We start from the raw sequence: 22,425 nt of genomic DNA, 5'->3' as shown, positions 1-22,425 counted from the left end.
CCAGACCGTTACGCAACCGTCACGCATTTCGACGGGCGATCAGCTCGTCCCGTCGCCGGGCTTCGCCTCTCCCGCGCGGATCAGGTCGTGCCGGCGCAGCGCGTGGCGCAACTGGTCATAGGTCAGCCCCAGCGCCTCCGCACAGGCGCGCTGGTTGAAGCGGTGCTCGGCCAGCGTTCGTGCCAGCAGCTCCCGCTCGAAGCGGGCGACGCGGCTCTTGAAGTCCGAAGGGCCCGCCTCGCACGCGGCCACCACATCATCGTCGGGCTGCGCGGCAGGTGCCGGCGCTTCGGCGGCCAGGGCCGGCGGCGCCGCGTTGCCGCGAGCGCTCGCCATCGCCTGCGGCCGATAAGGTGACTGGAACGGATCGACTTCGATCAGGTCGACCGGGCCGTCATCGTCCCAGCGATACACCGCGCGCTCCACCACGTTGCGCAGTTCCCGGACGTTGCCAGGCCAGCGATGCGCATTCAGCGCCTCCGTCGCGGCCGGGCCAAAGCCGGGCCAGGTCTGCCACCCCAGCTCCGCCGCCATGCGTCGTCCGAAATGGTCCGCCAGCACGATGATGTCAGACCGTCGCGCCCGCAGCGGCGGCAGCGTCACCACCTCGAACGACAGCCGGTCGAGCAGGTCCGCGCGAAAGCTGCCTCCGTCGACGCGATCCGGCAGATGTTCGTTGGTCGCCGCGACGATCCGCACATCCACGCGCATCGGCCGCGACGAGCCGATCCGCGTCACCTCGCCATATTCGACCGCACGCAACAGCCGTTCCTGCGCGCCCATGGACAGCGTGCCCAGTTCGTCCAGGAACAGGGTGCCGCCATGCGCCTCCTCGAACCGGCCGACCCGCGCCTTGGTCGCGCCGGTGAACGCACCCGCCTCATGGCCGAACAGTTCCGCCTCGATCAGCGTTTCGGGCAGCGCGGCGCAGTTCATCACCACCAGCGGCTGATCCCAGCGTTGGCTGAGCCTGTGCAGGCGCTCCGCCACCAGTTCCTTGCCCGTACCCCGCTCGCCGATCACCAGCACGGGACGGTCGAGCGACGCCGCGCGACTTGCCCGCTCCAGGGCGTCCATGAAGGCACCCGATTGCCCAATGACCTGCGTAGCGCGCTCCATGAGCCAAGGTCTGGCGCAGAATCCCGACACTTGGCAACCCATCAACTGTGTTTGTCAGTCAACACACCTGTTAAGTCGCTGTTTCAGCACGAGAAGAAGTTTGGCACGGCACCTGCAATGCTTGGGGCAACCGCGCTGGACGCGGAGATGAGACACACAGGTTCACGGAGATTTCGCCATGTTCACCGACTTCCGCCGCCAGTTCGCCGTTCTGGTCTGCACCGTCCTGATGAGCTCCGCCTGCGTGCTGAGCGCGGTCGGACCGGCTCAGGCGGGCGCGTCCCCCTCGGTCGCCAAGGCCGCGCGGTTCGTGGCATAAGGGGTCGTTCACAGGAGTAGCCGCAGCATGGGCATATTTTCCCGCACCCGCGACATCATCGCCGCCAACATGGCCGACCTGCTCGAAAAGGCGGAGGACCCGGCCAAGACCATTCGCCTGATCATCCTGGAGATGGAGGAAACGCTGGTGGAGGTTCGTGCCTCCGCCGCGCGCACCATCGCCGACCAGAAGGAAATGCGCCGCCACGTGGCAAAGCTCGAGTCGCTCCAGGACAGCTGGACCGAGAAGGCGGAGCTGGCATTGTCCAAGAACCGCGAGGATCTGGCCAAGGCAGCGCTTGTCGAAAAGCAGAAGGCCGGCGACATGGCCGACCAGCTGAAGGCGGAGATCGCCGTACTCGACGACGCCCTGCGCGCCAACGAGGAGGACATCGCCAAGCTGCAGGGCAAGCTGCGCGAGGCACGGGTCAAACAATCGAACGTCCAGACCCGACTGGAAAGCGCCACCAACCGCTATCGCCTGCGCGAGATGTATGCGGGGCCGAAGACCAACGAAGCGTTCAGCCGCTTCGACGTGCTGGAACGCCGGGTGGACGAGGCCGAGGGCCGTGCGGACGCCATGGGCCTGGGCGCGATCAAGAGCCTGGACGACGAATTCGCCGAACTCCGCTCGTCCGACAAGGTCGACGCCGAACTCGCCGCGCTGAAGGCGCGCATCGCCAAGCGGGAGGATTGAGATGGATCCGCTCGGCCTTATCGCCATCGTCGCCAGCCTGATCGGCCTGCCGTGGCTGATCCTCCATTACATCACGAAATGGAGACAGGCGCCCAAGATCACCGTCGAGGATGAGAGGATGCTCGACGAGATGTACAATCTCGCCCGCCGGCTGGAGGAACGGGTCAACACGGTCGAGCGCATCATCAGCGCCGACAACCCCGACTTCCGCCCCGGCCTGACCGGTACGTCGCCCGAGTGGAAGGCTGGAGCGACCGCTGAATCCCGCTACCAAATCGATCGGAGGAACTGAGATGAGCGACAGCCGCACCAAGTTCTACCTCGACAAGCAGAATGCCAAGATCAAGGGCGTGTGCGCCGGCATCGCCGACTATACCGGTCTCGACCCGCTCTGGGTCCGCCTGGGTGCAGCCGCGCTGATCGTCGTGGCGCAGCAATGGTGGATCGTGCTTGCATACTTCATCATGGCCTGGGTGGTGCCGACCAAGCCGTTCGGCCTGTACGACACGCCGGAGGATGCACGCTTCTGGCAGGGCGTCCGATCCAACCCGAAGCGTTCGACGGCGGAGGTCCGCTCCACGTTCCGCGAACTGGACCGGCGGCTGGCCGACATCGAAACCTTCTACACCAGCCGCAACACGCAGCTGGCCAACGAGATCGACAGCCTGCGCTGACCTGACCGACAGGGGGAATCATCATGAGCAACTGGGGAGTTCTGGTGCCGGTCGCCGCGATCACGGTCGGACCGGTGGTGTGGGCCTTCAACAACTGGACGCGGGCACGCCACGGCTATGTGCCCGAACGGTTCGAGGGCGAGTTCGAGAAGCGCGACGCCGAGGAGCGTCGCCGCATGGACCTGCTGGCCAGCGACAATGAACGGCTGGCGGGCCAGGTCACCCGATTGGAGGAGCGGCTGCGCGTGCTGGAACGCATCGCCACCGACCCGGCCACCCGCACCGCCCAGGCCATCGAAGCCCTTCGCGACTGAGGAGCACGACCATGTCACCCGAGCAATATCAGATCATCACCCTGCTCCTGCCGCTGGTTGCGGTGGTGGTGGCCGCGTCCATCGGCGGATGGGTTCTGAACACCTGGCTTCGCATCAAGAACGGCTATCCGCTGGAAACCAGTTGGGGCCGTCCGATCTATCCTCAGCGCAACGAGGAAACGACCGAGCGCGTGAAGCTGCTCAGCCAGGAAAACGCGCAGCTGCGGGCCGAGCTCGGCTCCGTCAAGGACCGGCTCGCCAATGTGGAGCGCATCGTCACCGACGGCAGCCACAACCTCGACCGCGAGATCGAGCAACTGCGCACCCGCGCCAACTGAGGGAGGCCGATCATGGTCGATGACCTTGTTCCCATCTTTGCACTGATGATCCCGATCGTCGCCATCCTCAGCGCACTGGTCGTGCGCCCGTGGCTGAGACTGAAGGAGCGACAGATGCAGGCGAGTTCGGCCGCCACCGCCGAAAAAGCGGCGCAATATGCCGCGCAGACCGAGCGCCTGGAGCAACGGGTGCGCGTGCTGGAGCGGATCATCACCGACCGCGGCATCGCGGTCGCCGACGAGATCGACCGGCTACGCGACGATCGGACGACCGATCCGCGCCCGCTGAACTGAAACCAAGAATAGGGAGACTGACGGACATGGGTCCGGGAACTGTGATCATGGTGTTGGGGATCGTGCTGATCGTGATGATCGGCCGGGTCCTGAGAGCCCGCTACGAAGCGCATGGCGGCGCCGGGATGACGCCCCGCGACAATCACGACAGCCTGCGCCTGCGCGACGAAGTGCAACAGCTGAAGGACCGCATCCAGGTGCTGGAGCGCGTCATCACCGACAATCATTCCAGCGTCGACCTCGATCGTCAGATCGAGCGCCTCCGCGATCGGTAAGGGACATGGGAGCCATGGACGTCAACACCTATATCGTGGTGGCCAGCGCCGGTCTGGCCGGCCTTGGCATGGTCACGGTGGCCGGACTGAACGGCTGGCGCGGCTGGTTGCAGTTGAAGCGGCAGGAGATGGACCATCTCCACGCCGCGGGCGCAGCCCAGCACGGCGCCGGCGCGCGGATCGAGATCGCGGACCTGCGCGAACGCATCCGCAAGCTGGAGGCGATCGCGGCCGGCATCGAATTGTGATCGCAGCGACGGCGTGCCGCGGACCGACTGGGCGCTGCCTGTCGTTCAGCCTTGAAGATGCACCGTGCCAGGTTGCGGCGGAGGCAGGGTCGCTGTACCCGCCCAGCCATGGCGAACCTGGCCGATATCCGCGACGAATATGAATTCCTGGAGGGCGACGATCGGTATCGCCTGCTGATCGATCTGGGCCGCGCGCTGGAGCCGATGCCTGATCCCCTCAAGACCGATGCCACCCTCGTGCGGGGATGTTCGGCCGCCGTGTGGGTCTATCCGGCACGACAGGCGGATGGCACGCTGCACTTCTTGGCCGACAGCAACGCCGCCATCACCAAGGGGATCATCGCCCTCGTCCTGCTGACCGTGCAGGACCGCGCGCCGCAAGACATCCTGGCGGCTGATGTGGAGGGCGCACTCGCGCCGTTCGACCTGCGCGCACAGCTCAGCTCGAACCGCACGCAGGGCATCCCGAACATGATTGCACTGATCCGCGAAACCGCGCGTCGCTACGCGGGCGGCTGATCCATCAGCCGTCGGGCCAGTTCGTCCATCTCGGCGCCCTCCGGCATGATCAACCAGTCGCCGGGACGCCGGGTGTCGACCAGCACCGCCGCGCCTTTCGGACACACCTTCAGACAGCCGGTCTCGACCACACCCAGCGCAGCCTTGCGCCCCTTTTTCAGGCCGAGCGCCCGGCGCAGCGCCTTGGCCAGCGAACTGCGCCCCTTGTCGCCAAAGCCACCGTCCAGCTTGCGCGAGCATTTGCCGCACACCAGCACGGCGCCGGACCAACTCGATCGGACGTGACGCATCAGGCGGGTCGGCCGATCCCTGCCCGTTGCCGTTCGTCCTCGTTCGCGCGCAACACCTCATAGGCGGTCTGCACGGCCTGGAAACGGGTGGCCGCATCGGCGTCGCCGGGGCGCACGTCGGGATGATTTTCCTTGGCCAGCCGCCTCCACGCGGCCTTCACCGCATCGTGGTCGGCGTCGCTGTCCAGTCCGAGCACGTCCAGCGCGCGCATCTCGTCGCGCGATCGCGAGCCGTCGCCGGGACCGCCCCAGGCATAATGGTTGGCGCTGGCGTAACCCGCCGCCCCCCGCCGCTCCGTCCGTTCGCGCGACGCGGCCTCTTCGGCGTCCAGGCCCGCGAAATAATCCCAGCCCTTGTTGTATTCCGCCGCATGGGCTTGACAGAAATACCAGCGGTCGGGGCTGTTCGGGGACTTGGGCGCCGGACAATCGCCGGGTTGCTCACACCCGTTCCGGTCGCACAGCCGCACCGGCTTCGCCTCACGCGCGGACCCATAACCCCGCCAACGGGGAAAGCCCCAGTCCTGTGATCGGGTCGGTCGCGTCATGGCGGTTGCAGATAAGCCCTCCCGCCGCCGACGCAACCGCCCAGTCGATCACACTCAGTGCGGCATTAGGAAGCGAACGCGCGACGTGCTCGCGCCGCAGCCCAACTCCCCCCCCGGGCGGAACGTCTTGGCATAGCGCGCGTCCGCCATGGTCTGAGTGCCCGCCTTGGAGAAGACGAACGGGGGATAGCTCAGGATCGCGCGTTCGTTGACCACCCGGCCGTCGGCGGTGATGTCGAACTGGGTTTGCGTCCAACCCTCAAACCCCCAGCGCACCGCCTCTTGCGGATAGGTCCCGCCGACCTTGACCAGCTTGGGCGGCGCATCGATCAGGGAACATTGGCTGGGGTCCAGCCCGGTCTTCTCGAATGTCGTTCGGGCAAGTTCGGTGTTGCCCCCCTCCTGCTCCAGCGATGCCAGCCGGACCAGCGCTCCAACGCGGAAGCGGTTGTCCTTGGCAAGGGCGGCATCCTCGGCGACCTGAGCCAGTAGCGGCCGCTGCGCGTCGTCCTTGCGCCCCATGCTCTCCGCCATCACCAGCCGTGCCGCCGCCCGCGCCTCCGGGTCCGCGGTATAGACCGGGTCGGTCAGCAGGGGGCGGTACGGCATTTCCCCTCGACGAAAGGACGCCTTTGCGGTGCGCCGCGCGTCCACGTCGAGCGCCAGCAGCACGAGCGCCGGCGCCTTCTTGGCACGGGCGATATCCATCGCGCGGAGGAGCAGGTCGTGGGTTTCCTCGCGCCCCACCACCGCATTGACGCTCAGCGCCCACAAGGCGGCGAGCGTCTGCAACCCGGCGGGATCGGCGGCGACCGCGCGCGCCAAGGCGGCACGTTGCGTCGCGACCTGCCGCGCGTCGCCGTCGCCCGCATCGGACGGCACCTCGACCCCGTGATCGCCCAGCCAGCGGACCAGATCCGCCGCCAGCAGGCTGGACACGCCGGGCCGCTCGAACCCCGTCGAACAGCGCATCTCGACCCGCGCCATGTAGCGGAAGAAGGTCGGAAGCCCCTTCACCTGGTCCGGCGTCCAGGACCAGCCGCGCGCGGCCTGTGCGAAGTGCAACGCCACCTGATGGCCGTTGGTCGCATAGATCGGGGCGACGTGGCGAACGGCGCCGTCATCGTCGATGGAGAACTGGACCACGGCGACATCGCTCGGCTTCAATCCGGCATCGCCGCCGCAATCCGGCACGCTCATCTGCACGGCCGGATCGAACTGACCACTCGGCAGGCGGCCCGCGCCGGTCATCGCCATGTACTCGCGCGCCGAGTCCCCCGATCCGGCCAAGAGCAGCGCCAGCGACGCGGTGGAGCGTGCCGCGACGTCGCGTAGGTCGGTACGTTGGGTCAATCCCCCGAGGCGCGTCACGGCCAGCTTCGCAGGGACCACCGCTGCGGCGAACTGGCCCTGGTTGAGCAGCAACAGCGCCCGCGCCTGTTCGACCGCCGCCTGCACCACGGGCGCCGCACCATTCGCGGCGACCACGGCATCGACCCGCCCCATGGCCGTCGTCGCCAGCGCCGGGTCGGTGAAGGTCGCCACCTGAACCAGTCCCAGATTGGCGTTGAGCTTGTCGGCGGGCGTGGCGGCAAAGGTCGCGGCACGGCTGAACGCCTCCGCCGCGCCGGCATAATCCAGGCTGTCCTTGTTGGCGAAGGCGACCGTGGTCAGCGCATCGAAGCGGTCGGCATCCAGCGTGCGGTCCGACTCCGGCAGGTCGGCCAGTCCGGCCCGCGCCGCGACCAGCGCATCATCCTCTCGCCGCAATTGCAGCAACGCCTGACTCTTGCGGATCAGAACGATCGCGTGGGTGCGGCGATTGCGCGCCACCCTGCCCTCCAGTGCCTCCCAGGCCGCCAGCGTCGCTGCCGCATCCGTACCCTGCGACAGTTTCGTCGCAGCGTCGAACTGCTGCTGTACCGTTTGTGCCGTTGCCGTCGGCTGCTGCGCCGCGATTCCTCCGGCCGAGACGGCGGCCGCGATGATGCCTCCCGCGACGGCGACCAAACGTCCACTCGACATGCGAACACTCCCCTCTTCCCCTGCGCGCATCCTGCCGAACGGCACGGCCCGCGCAAGGGGCTTCGGGAAGGAGCAGAGTGCCAGAGGGTCTGTAAGCCGGGTTCTGTCCACCTTCCGCAGGGGAAGGATAGGCGACCATTCCTCTCGGACGACGCTTGCGCGCCGTCTCCAGCAACCAACCCGGGCAGTGGGCGGGAACACGCCCTGGTGCCTTTCGGCCCCGTACCGCCCCTATTCGGTCTTGCTCCCGGTGGGGTTTACCTTGCCGCACCTGTTACCAGGCACGCGGTGCGCTCTTGCCGCACCCTTTCACCCTTGCCTGCCCGAAGGCAGGCGGTCTGCTCTCTGTGGCACTGTCCCTGGGGTCGCCCCCGGCGGGCGTTACCCGCCACCGTTGTTCCGCGGAGCCCGGACTTTCCTCGACATGCGCATGGCATGACGCGGCCGCCCGACCCTCTGACCCGGCCCCCTTACGCGTCGCCTTGCGGTTTGGGAAGCAGCAGCGCGAGCAGGATCATGCGGCATTCCGCATCGATCTCCCCATCGATCAGCTCGGGGCGAAAGCGGCGCTGGAACGCCATGATCGCGGCCATGCGGTCCGTGACGTCATAGCCGAAACGCTCCAACGCCAGGCAAAAGCCCGCCTCCGTCCAGTTCGGGTCCATCAAACCCTTGGTCGGACGGGGGAGCGCCAGCCGCAGCCGGGCGAGGCGATGCCAGGGGAACAGCTCGCCCGGGTCGCGCTTGCGTGCAGGCGCAATGTCGGAATGGCCGACAACGTTGCCGCGCGTGATCTCGTGCCGATCCTTGATCTGCGCCACCAAGGCGATCACCGCATCCATCTGTTCGTCGGGAAAGGGGCGGTATCCCCAATCATGGCCGGGATTGACGATCTCGATCCCGATGCTGGCGGAATTGACGTCCTCGACCTCGCGCCAGTGACTACGCCCAGCGTGCCAAGCGCGCTTCGCCTCGTCCACCATGCGCAGCACGGTTCCGTCTTCCGCGACCAGGTAATGGCAGGACACCTTTGCCTCCGGATCGCGCAGCCGTGCGATCGCCCCTTCCGCATCCTGCATGCCGGTATAATGAAGGACGATCATGGAGATCGGCAGGCTGCGCTCGTCCCAATTGGGAGACGGCGTGTCGATGATCCTCATTCAGCCCCTGCCCGCGCCACGGTGAGCTGTCAGGATTGGCGAAGCCGGGCCTGAATGTAAACCATGACCGCCGAACCGCGCAGCCGGCGGCTCACTTGGCTCCGGGCACCGGAACGGCCAGCTCATAGAATCCGCGCAGGCGCCGGCTTGGCTCGAACGCGCTGGTCTGGCCGATCACCGTCTCGCCCGCTCCCAACACCAGCAATCCATCGGGCTTCAGCGCAGCGGCCAAGCGGGAGAAGACGCCCGCCTTTCCCTCTGCGGACAGGTACAGCAGGACGTTGCGGCACAGGATCACGTCGAACCGTCCGGGCGGCCAATGGGGGGACACCAGGTTCAGCGGGCGAAAGACGACCTGGCGGACCAGATCGGAGCTGGCGATCCAGTCGCCCTGCGGCTCCGGCTCGAACCAGCGCATGGCACGCCGGATCGGCAGCCCACGCTGGACCTCGAACTGGCTGAAACGTCCCGCGCGGGCGCGGCTCAGCGCGGTTTCGGACACGTCGGTCGCGACGATCTCCGGAATCGGCGCGCCGGTCTCCTCGCGCCGCTCCGCGAACAGCATGGCGAGCGACAGTGGCTCCTGACCGGTCGAGCACCCGGCGCTCCAGATACGTGCACGACACCCCTGCGCCTCCACCTCGGTCACGGCAGCGAGAATGCTGTCGAACACCGTCGCTTCGCGGAAGAAGGATGTCTCACCATTGACCAGCGCATCGACGATCTGGTCCGCGAGCGGCAGGTCATGCCCGCCAAGCAGGCGGGACACGAGCTGGTCCAGCGTGGCGAGGCCACGATCCCGCATCAGCGGCTTCAGCGCGGTGTCGATCCGCCAGGAACGATAGCTGGCGATCTGCTGACCGGTTCGTGCCTCCAGCAACTGGGTCAGCACGGCCATATTCTTCGGCGACACGGAAGAGGTGGCGGCCGCTGTCGCGGTCATCGCGGTCATGGCCGGCGCCGTTCGATCATCAGGCGGCCGATCCGGTCGGGGGGCAGCTGTGCGTCGGCTATCCCCATCGCGGCGACGGTGCCGGGCATGCCCCACACGACGGAGCTTTCACGGTCCTGCACCACGACGCAGCCACCCGCCTCATGCACGCGTCGCGCGCCATCGGCACCGTCGCGGCCCATGCCGCTCAGGACGATGGCCATGACGCGGTCGCCAAAGGCGGCTGCGGCGGACTGCAACATGGGATCGACCGAGGGCAGGCATCCGCTTGGCACCGCATCCTGCGACAGGCGGATCGCACCGCTGCCATCGGACAAGCGGATGCATCGGATATGCGCGTCCCCCGGCGCGATGACGATACGGCCCGGACGCAAGCGAAGGTGGTCGGTCGCCACATCGCACGGGCGGCCGGCGACCAGCGCCAGTTGCGCCGCAAAGTACGGCATGAACGATGCCGGCAGATGTTGCGTCACGAGGACCGGCAAAGTGAAGCTGACGGGCAGCATGCGCAGCACGCTGCTGAGCGCGTGGATGCCGCCGGTGGAGGCGCCGATCGCCACCAGGTCGAACGCGTCGCCCACTCCCCCCGATTTGCCGAGCGGGCGCACCGGTTTACGGTTGTCCGGCAATGGACAGATCAGCAGGGAGGGCGGGACCGCGCCGTCCAGCCTGTCTAGCTTGTCGATCAGGTCCCGCCGGAATCGGCTCTGCGATTCACCCGATGCGGGCTTGGCCAGCGTGTCCGCGGCGCCCTGCGCCAGCGCCTGCACGGTCACCGCCGCACCGACATTGGCGGTGGTGGACACCACGATCACCTTTGCGCCCCGGCCCGCGACAAGCAGGTCGGGCAAGGCGGTGATGCCGTCGACGCCGGGCATCTGCACGTCGAGCAGGATGAAGTCGACACGCTGGGTCTGCAGGAAGCGCAGCGCCGCCGCGGCGTGCGCCACCGATCCGGCCACGACGAATCGTTCCGTCGGCTCCAGGCAGCGCGCGATCACGGCGCGTGCGACGGCCGAATCGTCGACGATCAGCACGCGGCTTCGATCGCCTGCGGGCTCCGCCATGTTGGCAAGGGCGACGCTCACGGCGCAGCCTCCCGAATAGGAGTTCAGGCGAGCCCGACGATCTGGAGCTTGCTTTCCAGCGTCTCGCGATCGAACGGCTTCATCACATATTCGTCCGCACCCGCCTCGATCGCGGCGCGGATGTGCGCCATGCCGTTCTCCGTGGTGCAGAACACCACCTTCGGCCGGCCAGGCAGTGCGCTTTCGCGAAGGGCGCGCAGAAAATCCATGCCGTTCATCACCGGCATGTTCCAGTCGAGCAGCACGACGTCGGGCGGGGAAGCCATGCAATGGTTCAACGCCTCGCGCCCGTCCGCCGCCTCGCTGACGGTGAAGTTCAGCGTTTCCAAGATGTGGCGGGCGACTTTGCGGATGACCTTCGAATCGTCCACCACCAGGCACGTCTTCATCGTTCGACCTTTTCACTGACGGCAGGAGTCACCGACCTGTTCCGCCTATGCCGGATAAGCGTAATCAGCACGTTAAGCCGAACCCTCGGATATCCACGGGTCACGCCGCCAACGCCTTGATCGCGCTCGGCACTAATGCCGACAGGTCGAGGATCAGCAGCGGATCGCCGTCGCGGTCGACCAACCCCTTGCCCGCCCCCGACCATCCGCGATCGAGCGCGAGGCCCGACGACAGCGGCAACGGCTCGAAATGCGCGACATCCTCCAGGCTGTCGACCAGCACGGCGTAATGATGCCCCTCCACCCGCGTGATGACGGCGCGGCGACTGGATGCCGGCATCGGCTCGATGCCCAGCGCGGTACCGGTGTCGATCACCGTCATGACGCGGCTGCGCAAGGCGGACAGGCCGCGGACGGACGCCGCCGCACGGGGCACGGCCACCACATCGCCCAGATCTACGACCGATTCGACCTGCTCGGTGGGGATCGCCACGCCCCGTCCGGCGATATGCGCGATCAGGAACAACTCCATCAGCCTGCCCTCCGCGCGGCAACGGCATGGGCCAGCGCCGACAACAGCGCGTCCTTGTCGTATCGGTAGATGCTCGGATCGGTGCCGAGCGGCGCTGTGCGTTCGCGACGCAACCGCACCACCGGCACTGCATCATCGGCCGGTGCGCCGGCATCGCCCGCCGCCATCGTCAACGTCACCGCCGGCCGGCATCCGTCCTCAATCCGAGACACGCAGCGATAGCCGGCCATTTCCAGAACCGGGCGCAGGAAGACGTTCATCCATCCCGCGTCATCGTCCCGCAACAGACACAGCGCGGGCTCTGCGGACACGGACTCGGCATCAGCGAAAAGGGCCAGCGGATCGAGAAGCTCGACCTGCTCGCCCTCGATCAACACCACGCCGGCGACCAGGCCGTCGCCGCGCGCCGGCGCGATCTCGGTCGGGAGTGCCACGATATCGAGTGGCTCCGCGATGCCATAGGCGATCTCGGAACTGCCATCGGTCAGGCGCAGCACCGGCAGCTCGTCGCGTCCGGCCAGGTCGCCGACCAAGCGAATAGGAAGCACAGCGCCGTCCACGGTCAGGCGAAGGCAGCCGCCCGCCCGTCGGATCGCACCCACGGGCACCGTCTCCACCCGGTCGATCGCCGCCAGCGCCATCGCGCGACGCTGACCGTCCAGATCGTCGAACAACAGGGCCGGCACCTGCTGGTCCGCCAGCGCCTCCGGCTGCACCTCATCCGCCATGATGCCGCGGTCGAAGTGCAATCCGGCGACCGCCGCAATCCCCGCGCCGTCCAGCAGCAACATGGGAAGGCCGCTGTCGGGCAGCGACTGGCCGGCATAAACGCCCGTTGCCATCACAGCCGGGGCGGCCGGCTTGATGACCAGTTCCTCCGTGTCCAGCACGGTGTCGATCGCCAGTGCATAGCTGCCGTCGCGCGTGCCGACGATCGCAAGCGTGCGCGCCGCACCGCCGGTCAGGCCGAGCAGCGGCGCCAGCGTCACCAGCGGCAGGCGCGTGCCACGCACGGTCGCCACCGCCGCATCGCCGACGGTGTCGATCCGCACGGTTTCGCCGCGCAGGGTCACGATCTCGTCGATGCTGGCACGCGGCAGCGCGAACCGCTGATCGCCGCACCCGATCACGATGGTCGGCATGATGGACAGGGTCAGCGGCACCTGGATCGTGATCGCCAGCCCTTGGCCCGCTCGATTGGACAGCGCGATGCGCCCGCCGATCTGCTCCACGTTCGCGCGGACCACGTCCATGCCGACGCCACGCCCCGACACCGACGTCACCGAATCTCGGCTCGACAGGCCCGGGGTGAAGATCAGCGCCAGACGGGCGGCATCGTTCATCCGCTCCGCATCGGCGCTGGTGCACACGCCCCGCTCGACCGCCTTCGCGACGAGGCGCGGCACATCGACGCCCTGACCGTCATCGGCGATCTCGACCAGAATCTGGTTGCCGGACTGTCGCGCGGACACGGTCAGGCGCCCCATTTCCCGCTTGCCGGCCCTGCCGCGCGCAGCGGGCATTTCAATGCCGTGATCGATCGCGTTGCGGATGATGTGGACCAGCGGATCGCGCATCATCTCGATCATCTCGCGGTCAAGCTCAACGTCGGAGCCTTCCAGCGTCAGCGCGACCGTCTTGCCCAGCTCCGCCGCGGTGTCGCGCACCATGCGCGGCAGCGCGGAGAACAGCGCCTCTATCTTCTGCATCCGGGTGCGGGTCACGGCGTCGCGCATTTCCGCCACCGTCACCGACAGGCGCTCCAGCGCCGCCTCTACACGCGGATCGCTACCCTCGTCACGCAGGCGGCGGGCGAGTTCGTTGCGCGCCAGTACCATGTCGGACATACCGCTCATCATGCGGTCGAGCAAATCGACGCTGAGGCGAACGGATCGCGCGGGCGCACGGTGCCCGGTGTTGGTCAGGTTGTGCGACACGGGGCGAGCATCCTCGGCCAGTGCGGCGACCAGCAGGTCCTCGCTGGAATCGTCCAGCGGCACGCCGGCGTCGATCGCCTCCACGATCTCCCCGATCCTGTCGACGATGGCGAGCACGGCATTGACCAGTGCGGTGTCGGGCGCACGCGTCCCTTCGCGCACGGCCGCCAGCACGTCCTCCGCCGCATGGCTGAGGCGCGAGAGCCTGGGCAGGTCCAGGAAACCGCAGCTGCCCTTTACCGTGTGGACGAATCGGAAGATCGCATCCAGACGCGCGCCGTCGGTCGGCTGCGCCTCCCACGCGACGATCTCTCCCGCCAACGCTTCCAGCGTTTCACGGGTTTCCGCCACGAACTCCTGCAACAGATCGTCCATGGGGCTGTCCTGCCCCGTGGGGGGTTAAAGCGCGGTTTACCCCGCCCGGAACGCCGCGCCGAACACAGCCACGCCGTCCTCGTCCTGCGACACCATCACGCGCCCGCCGCCATGGGTGACGATGCTGTGCACCAGATACGCCGCCGCGCCGCGCGACGTCACGCCCTCCGTGCCCTCTCCGTTGGTCAGCGTGTCGCGCAGTTCGGGGTCCAGGATGATGCGCGGACCGGCGATCCGAACCACGATCTCCACCTGACCCTCATTGGTCTCCGCGCCGATATCGAGCTTCCCGCCCCGCACCAGCGCCTCGTTGGCGATCAGCGCCAGGTTGAGCAGCACCTTCAACGCGGCCTTGGGCAGTTCGGCGCCCTCGACCAGCCAGCCCAGTTCCGTCCGCTTCTGGTCCCCCAGCAGGGCCTCGATCGCGGAGCGAGCCTCACGGACGTCCACCATCTCCCCGAACCCGCCGCCGGCACCGAAGGCGAGGCGAAAGAACTTCAGCTTCGCCGCCGACGTGCGCGCGCTTTCGTGCAGCAGTTCCACGACACGCTCGCGCATCGCGGGGTCGGTTTCGTCCGCCAGCAATTCCAGCCCGTTGTTCAGCGCGCCCACCGGCGACAACAGATCGTGGCACAGGCGCGAACATAACAGGCTGGCAAAGTCGACGGGGCTGACCGGCATGGATAAGACCTTAGATTCGATCGGCTCTTGTGGCCGCTCAATCCACGACGTGCAAGGAGAGCGGCGTGAACCGGCCCTCCACCGTGCCGGCTTCCACCGCCCGCCACGCCGTAACCTCCATGCCCGCCACGATCAGCCAGATCGATCCGTCCGGCGCCGCATCCTCCGCATCGCGGGGCGATGGCCGGGCGATGCCGGCGGGATGCGAGTGGTAATGGCCGATCACCGGCGTGGCGCCCGTGCGTGCGGCCCTGTGTGCCGCGAGCAAAGTCAACGGATCGATCTCGAACCGGCGCCGTGTGTCGGATGCGACGTTCCGGCTCGGCACGACCTGGGCGATATGGCTTTCTCCGCCCAGCAGCAGGCCGCACACCTCGCGGCCCTCATCCCGCCGCGCGTGGGTCAGAATGCCATCGCGAAGGGCGCTTGAAATCGTCACGGCAGTTCCCATCTCCCGGTCAATGGACCGGGGGGTCTCTATCATTCAAGCGACCATCGGGTCTGGATCGGACGGCTGGCGGCTGGACCGCGCGCTGGCCGATGCCGTGCCGACCCTGTCGCGGGAGCGGCTGAAGGTGCTGATCGCGTCCGGCGCCGTGTCGCGCGACGGCACCCTGTTCCGCGACCCTGCGCGAAAGGCTGCGGCGGGTGAGACGTTCGCGGTCGCGGTACCCGCGCCTGCGCCGGCGCATAACGAGGCGCAGGACATCCCGCTCGTCATCGCGTTCGAGGACGAACATCTGCTCGTGGTCGACAAGCCCGCCGGGCTGGTCGTGCATCCCGCCGCCGGAAACCTTGACGGCACGCTGGTCAACGCGCTGCTCCACCATTGCCGGGGTTCGCTGTCGGGGATCGGCGGGGTCGCCCGCCCGGGCATCGTGCATCGCATCGACAAGGATACGTCCGGGCTGCTGGTCGTCGCCAAGACGGATCGGGCGCATGAAGGGCTGGCGAAGCAGTTTGCCGCCCACTCGATCGATCGTCGCTACCGCGCGATCGTAGGCGGGCGACCGCTGGCGGAGGGAAAGGTCGACGCCCCCCTCGCCCGCTCGCCATCGAATCGGAAGAAGATCGCGATCGTCTCAAACGGGAAACGTGCCGTGTCGTTCTATCGCACGCTGCGCACGTTTCGCGACGCGGCCCTGGTCGAATGCCGCCTGGAAACGGGCCGGACGCATCAGGTCCGGGTGCACATGGCCTCGATCGGTCACGCGCTGCTTGGCGATCCGGTCTATGGCCGCGACAAGGGTGCGACGAAGGCACTGCTGGAGACGCTGGGTTTCCGGCGCCAGGCCTTGCACGCCGCCACTCTGGGGTTCATCCACCCCATCACGACACAATCCATGTCGTTCAGCAGCGAAATGCCGCCCGACATGCAGGAACTGTTCAGCGCGCTTCACGTATAGAGTGTGCCGATGTGCCGCATCGCGGCAATCGTGCCTCCGCCAGGAAAGGGAGTTTGGATCATGGCCAACCGCAGCAACGTCCCCGCGACGGTTCCTGCCCTGGGCGGGGAGCAGAGCCTCAACCGCTACCTGTCGGAGATCAAGAAATTTCCGATCCTGGCACCCGAGCAGGAATACATGCTCGCCAAGCGCTTTCAGGAGCATGGCGACCCTGACGCCGCGGCACAGCTGGTCACCAGCCACCTGCGGCTCGTGGCCAAGATCGCGATGGGCTATCGCGGCTATGGCTTGCCGACGTCCGAGCTTATCAGCGAGGGCAATATCGGCCTGATGCAGGGCGTGAAGAAGTTCGAGCCGGATCGCGGCTTCCGCCTCGCCACCTACGCCATGTGGTGGATTCGCGCCTCGATCCAGGAATATATCCTGCGGTCGTGGAGCCTGGTGAAGATGGGCACCACTGCGGCTCAGAAGAAGCTGTTCTTCAACCTGCGGCGCATGAAGTCGAAGCTGGACGCGTTCGAGGACGGCGATCTGCGTCCGGAGGACGTGACCAAGATCGCGACCGACCTTGGCGTGGCCGAGGCGGACGTGGTGTCGATGAACCGCCGCATGGCGATGGGTGGCGACACCAGCCTGAACGTCTCCATGAACGAGGACGGCGAGGGCCAGTGGCAGGACTGGTTGGCCGATGAGGGTCCGTTGCAGGATCAGGTTGTTGCGGAGACGCAGGAAGCCGACGTACGCCACGGCATGCTGGTGTCCGCGATGGACGATCTGAACGATCGCGAAAAGCACATCCTGACCGAACGGCGGCTGACCGACGACCCCAAGACGCTGGAGGAGCTGTCGCAGGTCTATGGCGTCAGCCGCGAGCGCGTCCGGCAGATCGAAGTTCGTGCATTCGAAAAGCTGCAAAAGGCGATGATGCGCCTGGCCGGCGAAAAGCGGATGCTGGCAGCGGCGTGATCCCGACCGGCTGCACCGTCGTCGTGGGCGGCGGTGCGGCCGGGATCGCCGCCGCGCGGGTGTTGCACGACGCCGGTTCTGACGTACTGCTGCTGGAAGGCTCGGACCGGCTGGGCGGCCGGGCGCGCTCGATCGCACTCGCCTCGCCTACCGATCGCGATGTTCGTTGGACGGTCGATGCTGGTTGTGGCTGGCTACATTCGGCAGCGCGTAATCCCTGGACCCGCTTGGCGGAGCAGTACGGCTTCCACGTCGACCAAACATCGCCGGGTTGGGACGAACAGTGGCGAGACCTTGGCTATCCTCGCCAGGAGCAACAGGCATTCGGCGCGGCATGGTCGCGCTGGGAGGCGGACGCGCACGCTGCTCTGGGTGGCCCCGATCGGCCCTTGTCCGACTTCATCGGGGAGGACGATCCTTCCCGCCCGATGATTGATGCCATCTCCGCCTATGCGAACGGCGCGCCATTGCGTGACGTGTCGCTGCACGACTGGGCCGCCTACGAAGATGCTGCCTCGGATGACAATTGGGCCGTGCGCGAAGGGTACGGCACGCTGGTCATGGCCCATGCAGCCGGAATTCGCACGCGACTATCAACCCCCGTCACGCGCATCGATCATGGCGGCCGCACCATAAGGCTGCATACCCCGGACGGCGTGATTGAGGCCGACCGGGTCGTCATCGCCGTGCCGACAACCATCCTGGCACGCGGCGACATCGTGTTCGACCCGCCCTTGCCCGACAAGCAGGTCGCTGCCGAGGCGCTGCCGCTCGGGCTGGCGGACAAGGTGTTTCTGGCCGTTGACCATCCACCATGGCCGGCTCACGCGCACCTTATCGGCGATCCGCATACTGCGCTGACCGCCAGTTATCGCCTGTCGCCGTTCGGTTGGCCGGTGGTGGAGGCTTTCTTCGGTGGCGATCTGGCCGAGACGCTGGAACGGAAGTCGGGTGCGGCGGAGGCATTCGCGATCGACGAGCTGGTCGCCCTGCTCGGCAGCGACTGGCGCGATCGGCTACACCCCTTGGCCAGCACGCGCTGGAGGGCGGAGCCCCTGATTGGGGGCAGCTATTCGCATGCGCGGGTCGGCCATGCCGGCGCCCGCCGCGTCCTGGCGGAACCGGTCGAGGCCCGCATCTTCTTCGCCGGAGAAGCCTGTTCTCGCCATGACTTCTCGACCGCGCACGGCGCTTACGAGACGGGGGTCGCTGCGGCTCGCGCGATCTTGTCGGGATCGGCCGCCCTCGCCTAAGGACGCGGCATGACCGCGTTACGTGTGATCCGCTGGGCGCTGAAGGCGGCCCTCGCCTTTGTGCTCGTGACGGTCGCCTGGGTAGCGCTGTACCGGTTCGTGCCACCGCCCTTCACCTTCACGATGCTGGGGGACGTCGTCCATGGCCAAGGCGTGACGAAGACGTGGATGCCGCTCGACCGGATCGATCCGGACATGCCGCGCGCCGCCATCGCGGGAGAGGACGCGCGCTTCTGCGTCCACAACGGCTTCGACTGGAAGGGGATCGCGAGCGCGGCGGCGAGCAATGCGGAGGGCCGCCGCATCCGGGGCGGATCGACCATCAGCCAGCAGACCGCGAAGAACGCCTTTCTGTTTCAGGGCGGCGGCTATGTGCGCAAGGCGTTCGAGGCCTATTTCACCGTCCTGATCGAGGCGATCTGGGGCAAGCGGCGGATCATGGAGGTGTATCTCAACCTCGCGGAAACCGGCATCGGCACGTACGGCGTGGAAGCCGGGGCGGAGCGCTATTTCAACCACAGCGCCACGACGCTCAGCCCGACCGAGGCCGCCCGTATCGCCGCCGTCCTGCCACTTCCGAAGAAAAGAGCGGCCGTCGATCCGCATGGTTTCGTGCGCCGCCACGGCAACCGGCTGGCCCGCTACGTCGGCACTGTCCGCCGTGCCGGGCTGGACAGCTGCCTCCGTTAAAAGAACGGGGAGGACCGCACCTCCCCGTCCGTAGCGATTACTTCCCGCCGATCGCGGCGCCGGCCTTGTCGGCGGTCGACTGGACGCTCTTGGCGGCGGAGGTGACCGCGTTGTTCTTTGCCGTCTCGCTGCTGTTGCGCGCGAACAGGAAATACCCGCCGATCAGCACCGCGATCAGCAGGACCACTGCTAGCAACGTCGTGCCGCCGCCGCCACTCCGCTCAATCACGGTCGTGTGGGTGTTGCCCGGCGCGGACGTCGACGATGCCGCTGGGGTTTCCACGATACGCTCATCGGCCATGTTACACTGCTCCCTGTTGATCAGGCGCGTAACGTGGATCAACCCGTGCGGTTCCCGACGGCGCTATGCGGACACGCCGATCAGAAGGGCAGCTTGAAGCCGGGGGGAAGGGGCAGACCGCTGGCCATCTTGCCCATCTCCACGCTGGATGCGGCATCCGCCTTCGCCCGCGCGTCGTTGAACGCAGCGATGACCAGGTCCTCCAGCATGCCCTTTTCGGACACGTTGACCAGGCTGTCGTCGATGTTGAGGCCGATGATCCGCCCCTTTGCCGACGCCCGTACCTTGACCAGGCCGCCGCCGGCCTGACCCTCGACCTCGATCGTGTCGAGGCTTTCCTGCGCCTTGGTAAGTTCGGCCTGGACGTTCTGCGCCATGGCCATGATCTGTTCGATGTCTTTCATGCGATGCTCCGTTTGTCCGGCCATTGTTCGAGTTCTGCGTCGGGAAACGCCTGAAGCGCCGCCAGGACCAGGGGCGATTGCAAAAGGGCTTGCCGGGCCGCCTCCGCCGCGACGTCTTCCGCCTCCTTCAGCGTCGGCTCGCCGGGCTGGTCGACCAGCGCCACCTTCCACACCCTGCCCGTCAGCCCCTTCAGCGCCAGGGACAACTCTGACAGCGTGTCGGCCGCGATCGGCCGGCTGCCGCTGAGCAGCAGTTCGGGCGGATCGTACCGGACCAGGCGGCCGCCATGCTTCAACCTGGCGGCAAGTGCCAAATGGCCGGCCGCATCCAGCCGCTCGATCATGGCGGGATAATCGCGCGGGTCACGGCTCTCCTCGACGGGAGCAGGCGGGGCGGGCGGCGGCGCAGCCGAAGCGGCGGCCGGACCAGGCGTCGGCAACGGCTGTCCGCTTTGCAGGCGCCGGGCGAGGTCGCCGGGGTCCGGCAGTGACGACGCGTGGATCGCCCGCAACAGCGCCATCTCCGCCGCCTCGATCGGCAGGGTCGCGCGGGCCACCTCGTCATGCCCCTTCAGGAACAGCTGCCACAGGCGATGCAGCACCGGATAGCTGAGCCGGGATGCCCAATCTTCGCGCGCGGCACGCTCCTCGGCCGATTGCGCGGGATCGGGCGACGTGCCGACCTTGACCAGCGTGATGCCGTGCACCGCCTCCAACAGGCCGCGCATGACCGACTGCGGATCGGTGCCGCCGTCATATTGGCGCCGCAACCCGTCCAGCGCACCCGGCGCGTCGCCTGCCAGAACCGCCGACAACACGCCGCGCACCGCGCCACGATCCGACAGGCCGAGCATCTGGCGGACCGATTCGGCGGTGATGCCCCCGCCCTCCAGCCCGGCATGGGCGATTGCCTGATCCAGGATCGACAGGCCGTCGCGCGCCGACCCTTCCGCCGCGCGCGCGATCAGCGCCAGCGCCTCAGGCTCGGCGACCACCCCCTCCAGCTCCAGCACGCCCGCGAAATGAGCCGCCAGCATCTCGGCCGGGATACGACGCAGATCGAAGCGCTGGCACCGCGACAGCACTGTGACCGGTACCTTGTTCACCTCCGTCGTGGCGAGCAGGAACTTCACATGCGCCGGCGGTTCCTCCAGCGTCTTCAACAAGGCGTTGAACGCCGCCTTCGACATCATGTGGACCTCGTCCACGATGTAGATTTTGTAACGCGCGGACACCGCGGCATAGCGCGAGGCCTCCGTGATCTCGCGCACGTCGTCGATGCCGTTGTGGCTCGCGGCGTCCATCTCGATCACGTCGATATGCCGCCCCTCCGCGATGGCGCGGCACGGCTCGCACACGCCGCACGGATCGATGGTCGGTCCACCTTGCCCATCCGGTCCGATGCAGTTCAGCGCCTTTGCGATCAGGCGGGCGGTGGACGTCTTTCCGACGCCACGGACGCCGGTCATCAGGAACGCGTGCGCGATGCGGTCACGCTTGATCGCGTTCTCCAGCGTGCGCACCATCGCCTCCTGCCCGATCAGCTCGGAGAAGGTGCGCGGGCGGTATTTGCGGGCGAGGACGCGATACGCCTCTGGCCGGGTGGGCTGGGACGGTTCGCCAAGGTCGAGGAAGTCGGCCATTACGCCGCCCATATAGAGGCGCGGGGCCGAGAGTCGAAGGGGAAGCTTGTGGAGCCGACGCCGAGCGGGCTTATGCGTGTCAGCCGCGGCCACCTGGCAATGGGCGCGCCAAACGGAATGCCCCCATCAGGAAGGCAGAGACACCAACAAGGGCGCTTACCGCGGTGTAAAGAGGTGGGAGCCGGAACGACCCGTGGCGAAATCGTTGTGGCTGCTGCCTTCCGGCCCTGACCAGGTTGGCGACGACCACGCCCGCCCGACTCCCAAGCGCCCTATGGCCGAGGCGGACGGCGCAATCAAGTCGCGCCGCCCGTTCTCTATTGCGGCCGGTGGATAGCCGGCCGGCGGGGATCAGCGATAGCTGCGCACCGTGCGGCACACGCGCTCGCGATGACCATGGCGCCACTCGCGCTGGCACACCCGGCGGGTATGGACGCGACGGTGGTGGTATCCGCGATCGTCATGGCGCACGACGGTGCGCTCCCGCACCACCGTCCGATGCTGCGCGGCGGCGGGTGTGGCGATCGCCACCGGGGCCAGGCCGGTCAGCAGGGTCAGGCCGGCTGCTGCAAGGGTGAACAGTTTCATATCGTCTCTCCCAGGTTGAACGGATCAGTAAGCTTGAAAACAACGGCGTTCGGGGCCGTAATAGCCGCGATGCACCCGGCACACGACGCGTGGCCTGCCGCGATAACCGCGCCAGCCATGACGCGGGCCACGATAGCCATAGTCACCGCGATAACCGTAGCCGCCCCGATAGCCGCGATGGTCATAACCGCCGCGATAGCCGTGGTGACGATAACCCGGACCGCCGCGATAGCCGTCATGGCCGCGGTACCCGTCGCGATAGCCATGATCGTAACGCTGCGCCGCCACCGGAAGCGCGGTCACCGTGCCGGCCACCAGAGCGCCGACACCAAGCAGAGCCATCAGTTTCATGAGGCCAACTCCCTTCACTCGCGCCCGACAGACACTGTGGGCACGATCGG

At 67.4% G+C, this 22,425-nt stretch carries 31 protein-coding genes and 2 other RNA genes; 14 read left to right on the top strand and 19 right to left on the bottom strand.

Annotated elements, in window-relative coordinates; genetic code table 11:
- Positions 1-39: 39 nt before the first annotated feature.
- Positions 40-1,119 carry a phage shock protein operon transcriptional activator gene (gene pspF, locus BMX37_RS01130; protein WP_093663636.1) on the bottom strand — a complete coding sequence of 360 codons (1,080 nt, stop codon included), beginning with the start codon at positions 1,117-1,119 and terminating at the stop codon, positions 40-42.
- A gap of 178 nt (positions 1,120-1,297) precedes the next feature.
- Between pspF and BMX37_RS18615 the strand changes: the two genes are divergently transcribed.
- The 10 genes from BMX37_RS18615 to BMX37_RS01085 all read left to right on the top strand — a co-directional run bounded on the left by BMX37_RS18615 (position 1,298) and on the right by BMX37_RS01085 (position 4,796).
- Positions 1,298-1,438: a hypothetical protein gene (locus tag BMX37_RS18615; RefSeq protein WP_170841785.1), complete on the top strand. Its 141-nt coding sequence runs from the start codon at positions 1,298-1,300 to the stop codon at positions 1,436-1,438.
- Positions 1,439-1,465: 27 nt separating this feature from the next.
- Entirely contained in the window at positions 1,466-2,134 is a 669-nt protein-coding gene (gene pspA / locus BMX37_RS01125) for a phage shock protein PspA (protein ID WP_093663635.1), read from the top strand.
- 1 nt (position 2,135) lies between these two features.
- Positions 2,136-2,426, top strand: coding sequence for an envelope stress response membrane protein PspB (gene pspB / locus BMX37_RS01120; protein WP_093663634.1), 291 nt, complete (start codon positions 2,136-2,138; stop codon positions 2,424-2,426).
- A gap of 1 nt (position 2,427) precedes the next feature.
- On the top strand, positions 2,428-2,808 hold the full coding sequence (gene pspC, locus BMX37_RS01115; protein WP_093663633.1) for an envelope stress response membrane protein PspC: 381 nt from the start codon (positions 2,428-2,430) through the stop codon (positions 2,806-2,808).
- 23 nt (positions 2,809-2,831) lie between these two features.
- Positions 2,832-3,122, top strand: coding sequence for a hypothetical protein (locus tag BMX37_RS01110; protein WP_170841784.1), 291 nt, complete (start codon positions 2,832-2,834; stop codon positions 3,120-3,122).
- Positions 3,123-3,133: 11 nt separating this feature from the next.
- Positions 3,134-3,460: a hypothetical protein gene (locus BMX37_RS01105; protein WP_093663631.1), complete on the top strand. Its 327-nt coding sequence runs from the start codon at positions 3,134-3,136 to the stop codon at positions 3,458-3,460.
- 12 nt (positions 3,461-3,472) lie between these two features.
- Positions 3,473-3,754 carry a hypothetical protein gene (locus tag BMX37_RS01100; protein WP_093663630.1) on the top strand — a complete coding sequence of 94 codons (282 nt, stop codon included), beginning with the start codon at positions 3,473-3,475 and terminating at the stop codon, positions 3,752-3,754.
- A gap of 26 nt (positions 3,755-3,780) precedes the next feature.
- Complete coding sequence (locus BMX37_RS01095) at positions 3,781-4,029, top strand: hypothetical protein (RefSeq protein ID WP_244501329.1); 249 nt, start codon at positions 3,781-3,783, stop codon at positions 4,027-4,029.
- Between the two features lie 14 nt (positions 4,030-4,043).
- Entirely contained in the window at positions 4,044-4,277 is a 234-nt protein-coding gene (locus tag BMX37_RS01090) for a hypothetical protein (protein ID WP_093663628.1), read from the top strand.
- 108 nt (positions 4,278-4,385) lie between these two features.
- Complete coding sequence (locus BMX37_RS01085; protein WP_093663627.1) at positions 4,386-4,796, top strand: SufE family protein; 411 nt, start codon at positions 4,386-4,388, stop codon at positions 4,794-4,796.
- Here BMX37_RS01085 and BMX37_RS01080 read toward each other — a convergent pair.
- The 12 genes from BMX37_RS01080 to BMX37_RS01025 form a co-directional block, all read right to left on the bottom strand.
- Positions 4,781-5,086 carry a (2Fe-2S) ferredoxin domain-containing protein gene (locus BMX37_RS01080; protein WP_093663626.1) on the bottom strand — a complete coding sequence of 102 codons (306 nt, stop codon included), beginning with the start codon at positions 5,084-5,086 and terminating at the stop codon, positions 4,781-4,783. The two genes, BMX37_RS01085 and BMX37_RS01080, sit on opposite strands and share 16 nt — an antisense overlap.
- Positions 5,086-5,634, bottom strand: a complete 549-nt coding sequence (locus tag BMX37_RS01075; protein ID WP_093663625.1) for a J domain-containing protein — start codon at positions 5,632-5,634, stop codon at positions 5,086-5,088. The genes BMX37_RS01080 and BMX37_RS01075 overlap by 1 nt, the downstream gene beginning before the upstream one ends.
- Before the next feature lie 54 nt (positions 5,635-5,688).
- Positions 5,689-7,659: a hypothetical protein gene (locus BMX37_RS01070; protein ID WP_139197922.1), complete on the bottom strand. Its 1,971-nt coding sequence runs from the start codon at positions 7,657-7,659 to the stop codon at positions 5,689-5,691.
- Between the two features lie 76 nt (positions 7,660-7,735).
- An RNA gene (rnpB, locus tag BMX37_RS01065) (RNase P RNA component class A) lies at positions 7,736-8,119 on the bottom strand.
- 10 nt (positions 8,120-8,129) lie between these two features.
- Positions 8,130-8,819 (bottom strand): N-acetylmuramoyl-L-alanine amidase, encoded by a 690-nt coding sequence (locus BMX37_RS01060; protein ID WP_093663623.1) that lies wholly within the window; start codon positions 8,817-8,819, stop codon positions 8,130-8,132.
- A gap of 91 nt (positions 8,820-8,910) precedes the next feature.
- Positions 8,911-9,771: a CheR family methyltransferase gene (locus BMX37_RS01055; protein ID WP_244501328.1), complete on the bottom strand. Its 861-nt coding sequence runs from the start codon at positions 9,769-9,771 to the stop codon at positions 8,911-8,913.
- On the bottom strand, positions 9,768-10,838 hold the full coding sequence (locus BMX37_RS01050; RefSeq protein ID WP_093664209.1) for a chemotaxis protein CheB: 1,071 nt from the start codon (positions 10,836-10,838) through the stop codon (positions 9,768-9,770). The genes BMX37_RS01055 and BMX37_RS01050 overlap by 4 nt, the downstream gene beginning before the upstream one ends.
- 44 nt (positions 10,839-10,882) lie before the next feature.
- Positions 10,883-11,248 carry a response regulator gene (locus BMX37_RS01045; protein ID WP_093663622.1) on the bottom strand — a complete coding sequence of 122 codons (366 nt, stop codon included), beginning with the start codon at positions 11,246-11,248 and terminating at the stop codon, positions 10,883-10,885.
- 100 nt (positions 11,249-11,348) lie between these two features.
- Entirely contained in the window at positions 11,349-11,780 is a 432-nt protein-coding gene (locus BMX37_RS01040; RefSeq protein WP_093663621.1) for a chemotaxis protein CheW, read from the bottom strand.
- The gene (locus BMX37_RS01035; protein WP_093663620.1) at positions 11,780-14,092 is read right to left on the bottom strand and encodes a chemotaxis protein CheA; all 2,313 of its coding nucleotides are present in this window, start codon (positions 14,090-14,092) and stop codon (positions 11,780-11,782) included. Before BMX37_RS01035 ends, BMX37_RS01040 begins: the two co-directional genes overlap by 1 nt.
- A gap of 36 nt (positions 14,093-14,128) precedes the next feature.
- Positions 14,129-14,773 (bottom strand): histidine phosphotransferase family protein, encoded by a 645-nt coding sequence (locus BMX37_RS01030; protein ID WP_093663619.1) that lies wholly within the window; start codon positions 14,771-14,773, stop codon positions 14,129-14,131.
- 37 nt (positions 14,774-14,810) lie between these two features.
- Positions 14,811-15,212 carry a M67 family metallopeptidase gene (locus BMX37_RS01025; protein WP_244501327.1) on the bottom strand — a complete coding sequence of 134 codons (402 nt, stop codon included), beginning with the start codon at positions 15,210-15,212 and terminating at the stop codon, positions 14,811-14,813.
- Between the two features lie 22 nt (positions 15,213-15,234).
- Here BMX37_RS01025 and BMX37_RS01020 point away from each other — a divergent pair, with 22 nt between their 5' ends.
- From BMX37_RS01020 to mtgA, 4 genes are read left to right on the top strand one after another with little or no spacing between them, the layout of a single operon-like run.
- A complete protein-coding gene (locus BMX37_RS01020) occupies positions 15,235-16,179 on the top strand; it encodes an RluA family pseudouridine synthase (protein ID WP_093663617.1) in 945 nt (314 codons plus the stop codon).
- A gap of 60 nt (positions 16,180-16,239) precedes the next feature.
- Positions 16,240-17,145, top strand: a complete 906-nt coding sequence (gene rpoH / locus BMX37_RS01015) for an RNA polymerase sigma factor RpoH (RefSeq protein WP_093663616.1) — start codon at positions 16,240-16,242, stop codon at positions 17,143-17,145.
- The gene (locus tag BMX37_RS01010; RefSeq protein ID WP_093663615.1) at positions 17,142-18,398 is read left to right on the top strand and encodes a flavin monoamine oxidase family protein; all 1,257 of its coding nucleotides are present in this window, start codon (positions 17,142-17,144) and stop codon (positions 18,396-18,398) included. Before rpoH ends, BMX37_RS01010 begins: the two co-directional genes overlap by 4 nt.
- Before the next feature lie 9 nt (positions 18,399-18,407).
- The gene (gene mtgA / locus BMX37_RS01005; RefSeq protein WP_093663614.1) at positions 18,408-19,088 is read left to right on the top strand and encodes a monofunctional biosynthetic peptidoglycan transglycosylase; all 681 of its coding nucleotides are present in this window, start codon (positions 18,408-18,410) and stop codon (positions 19,086-19,088) included.
- A gap of 37 nt (positions 19,089-19,125) precedes the next feature.
- Here mtgA and BMX37_RS01000 read toward each other — a convergent pair whose 3' ends face one another.
- The 6 genes from BMX37_RS01000 to BMX37_RS00975 all read right to left on the bottom strand — a co-directional run bounded on the left by BMX37_RS01000 (position 19,126) and on the right by BMX37_RS00975 (position 22,375).
- On the bottom strand, positions 19,126-19,389 hold the full coding sequence (locus tag BMX37_RS01000) for a hypothetical protein (RefSeq protein WP_093663613.1): 264 nt from the start codon (positions 19,387-19,389) through the stop codon (positions 19,126-19,128).
- Between the two features lie 80 nt (positions 19,390-19,469).
- Positions 19,470-19,793: a YbaB/EbfC family nucleoid-associated protein gene (locus tag BMX37_RS00995; RefSeq protein WP_093663612.1), complete on the bottom strand. Its 324-nt coding sequence runs from the start codon at positions 19,791-19,793 to the stop codon at positions 19,470-19,472.
- Positions 19,790-21,436: a DNA polymerase III subunit gamma/tau gene (locus tag BMX37_RS00990; protein WP_093664208.1), complete on the bottom strand. Its 1,647-nt coding sequence runs from the start codon at positions 21,434-21,436 to the stop codon at positions 19,790-19,792. The genes BMX37_RS00995 and BMX37_RS00990 overlap by 4 nt, the downstream gene beginning before the upstream one ends.
- Before the next feature lie 170 nt (positions 21,437-21,606).
- An RNA gene (gene ffs, locus BMX37_RS00985) (signal recognition particle sRNA small type) lies at positions 21,607-21,704 on the bottom strand.
- Between the two features lie 83 nt (positions 21,705-21,787).
- Positions 21,788-22,024, bottom strand: a complete 237-nt coding sequence (locus BMX37_RS00980; RefSeq protein WP_093663611.1) for a hypothetical protein — start codon at positions 22,022-22,024, stop codon at positions 21,788-21,790.
- A gap of 24 nt (positions 22,025-22,048) precedes the next feature.
- On the bottom strand, positions 22,049-22,375 hold the full coding sequence (locus BMX37_RS00975; protein ID WP_212611373.1) for a hypothetical protein: 327 nt from the start codon (positions 22,373-22,375) through the stop codon (positions 22,049-22,051).
- Between the last annotated feature and the right edge of the window lie 50 nt (positions 22,376-22,425).

Origin of the sequence: Sphingomonas gellani (assembly GCF_900110035.1) — a bacterium.
Classification (GTDB): Bacteria; Pseudomonadota; Alphaproteobacteria; order Sphingomonadales; family Sphingomonadaceae; genus Sphingomonas; species Sphingomonas gellani.
The sequence above is the reverse complement of the archived record's forward strand: the minus strand, read 5'-3'. Positions and strand labels throughout refer to the sequence as shown.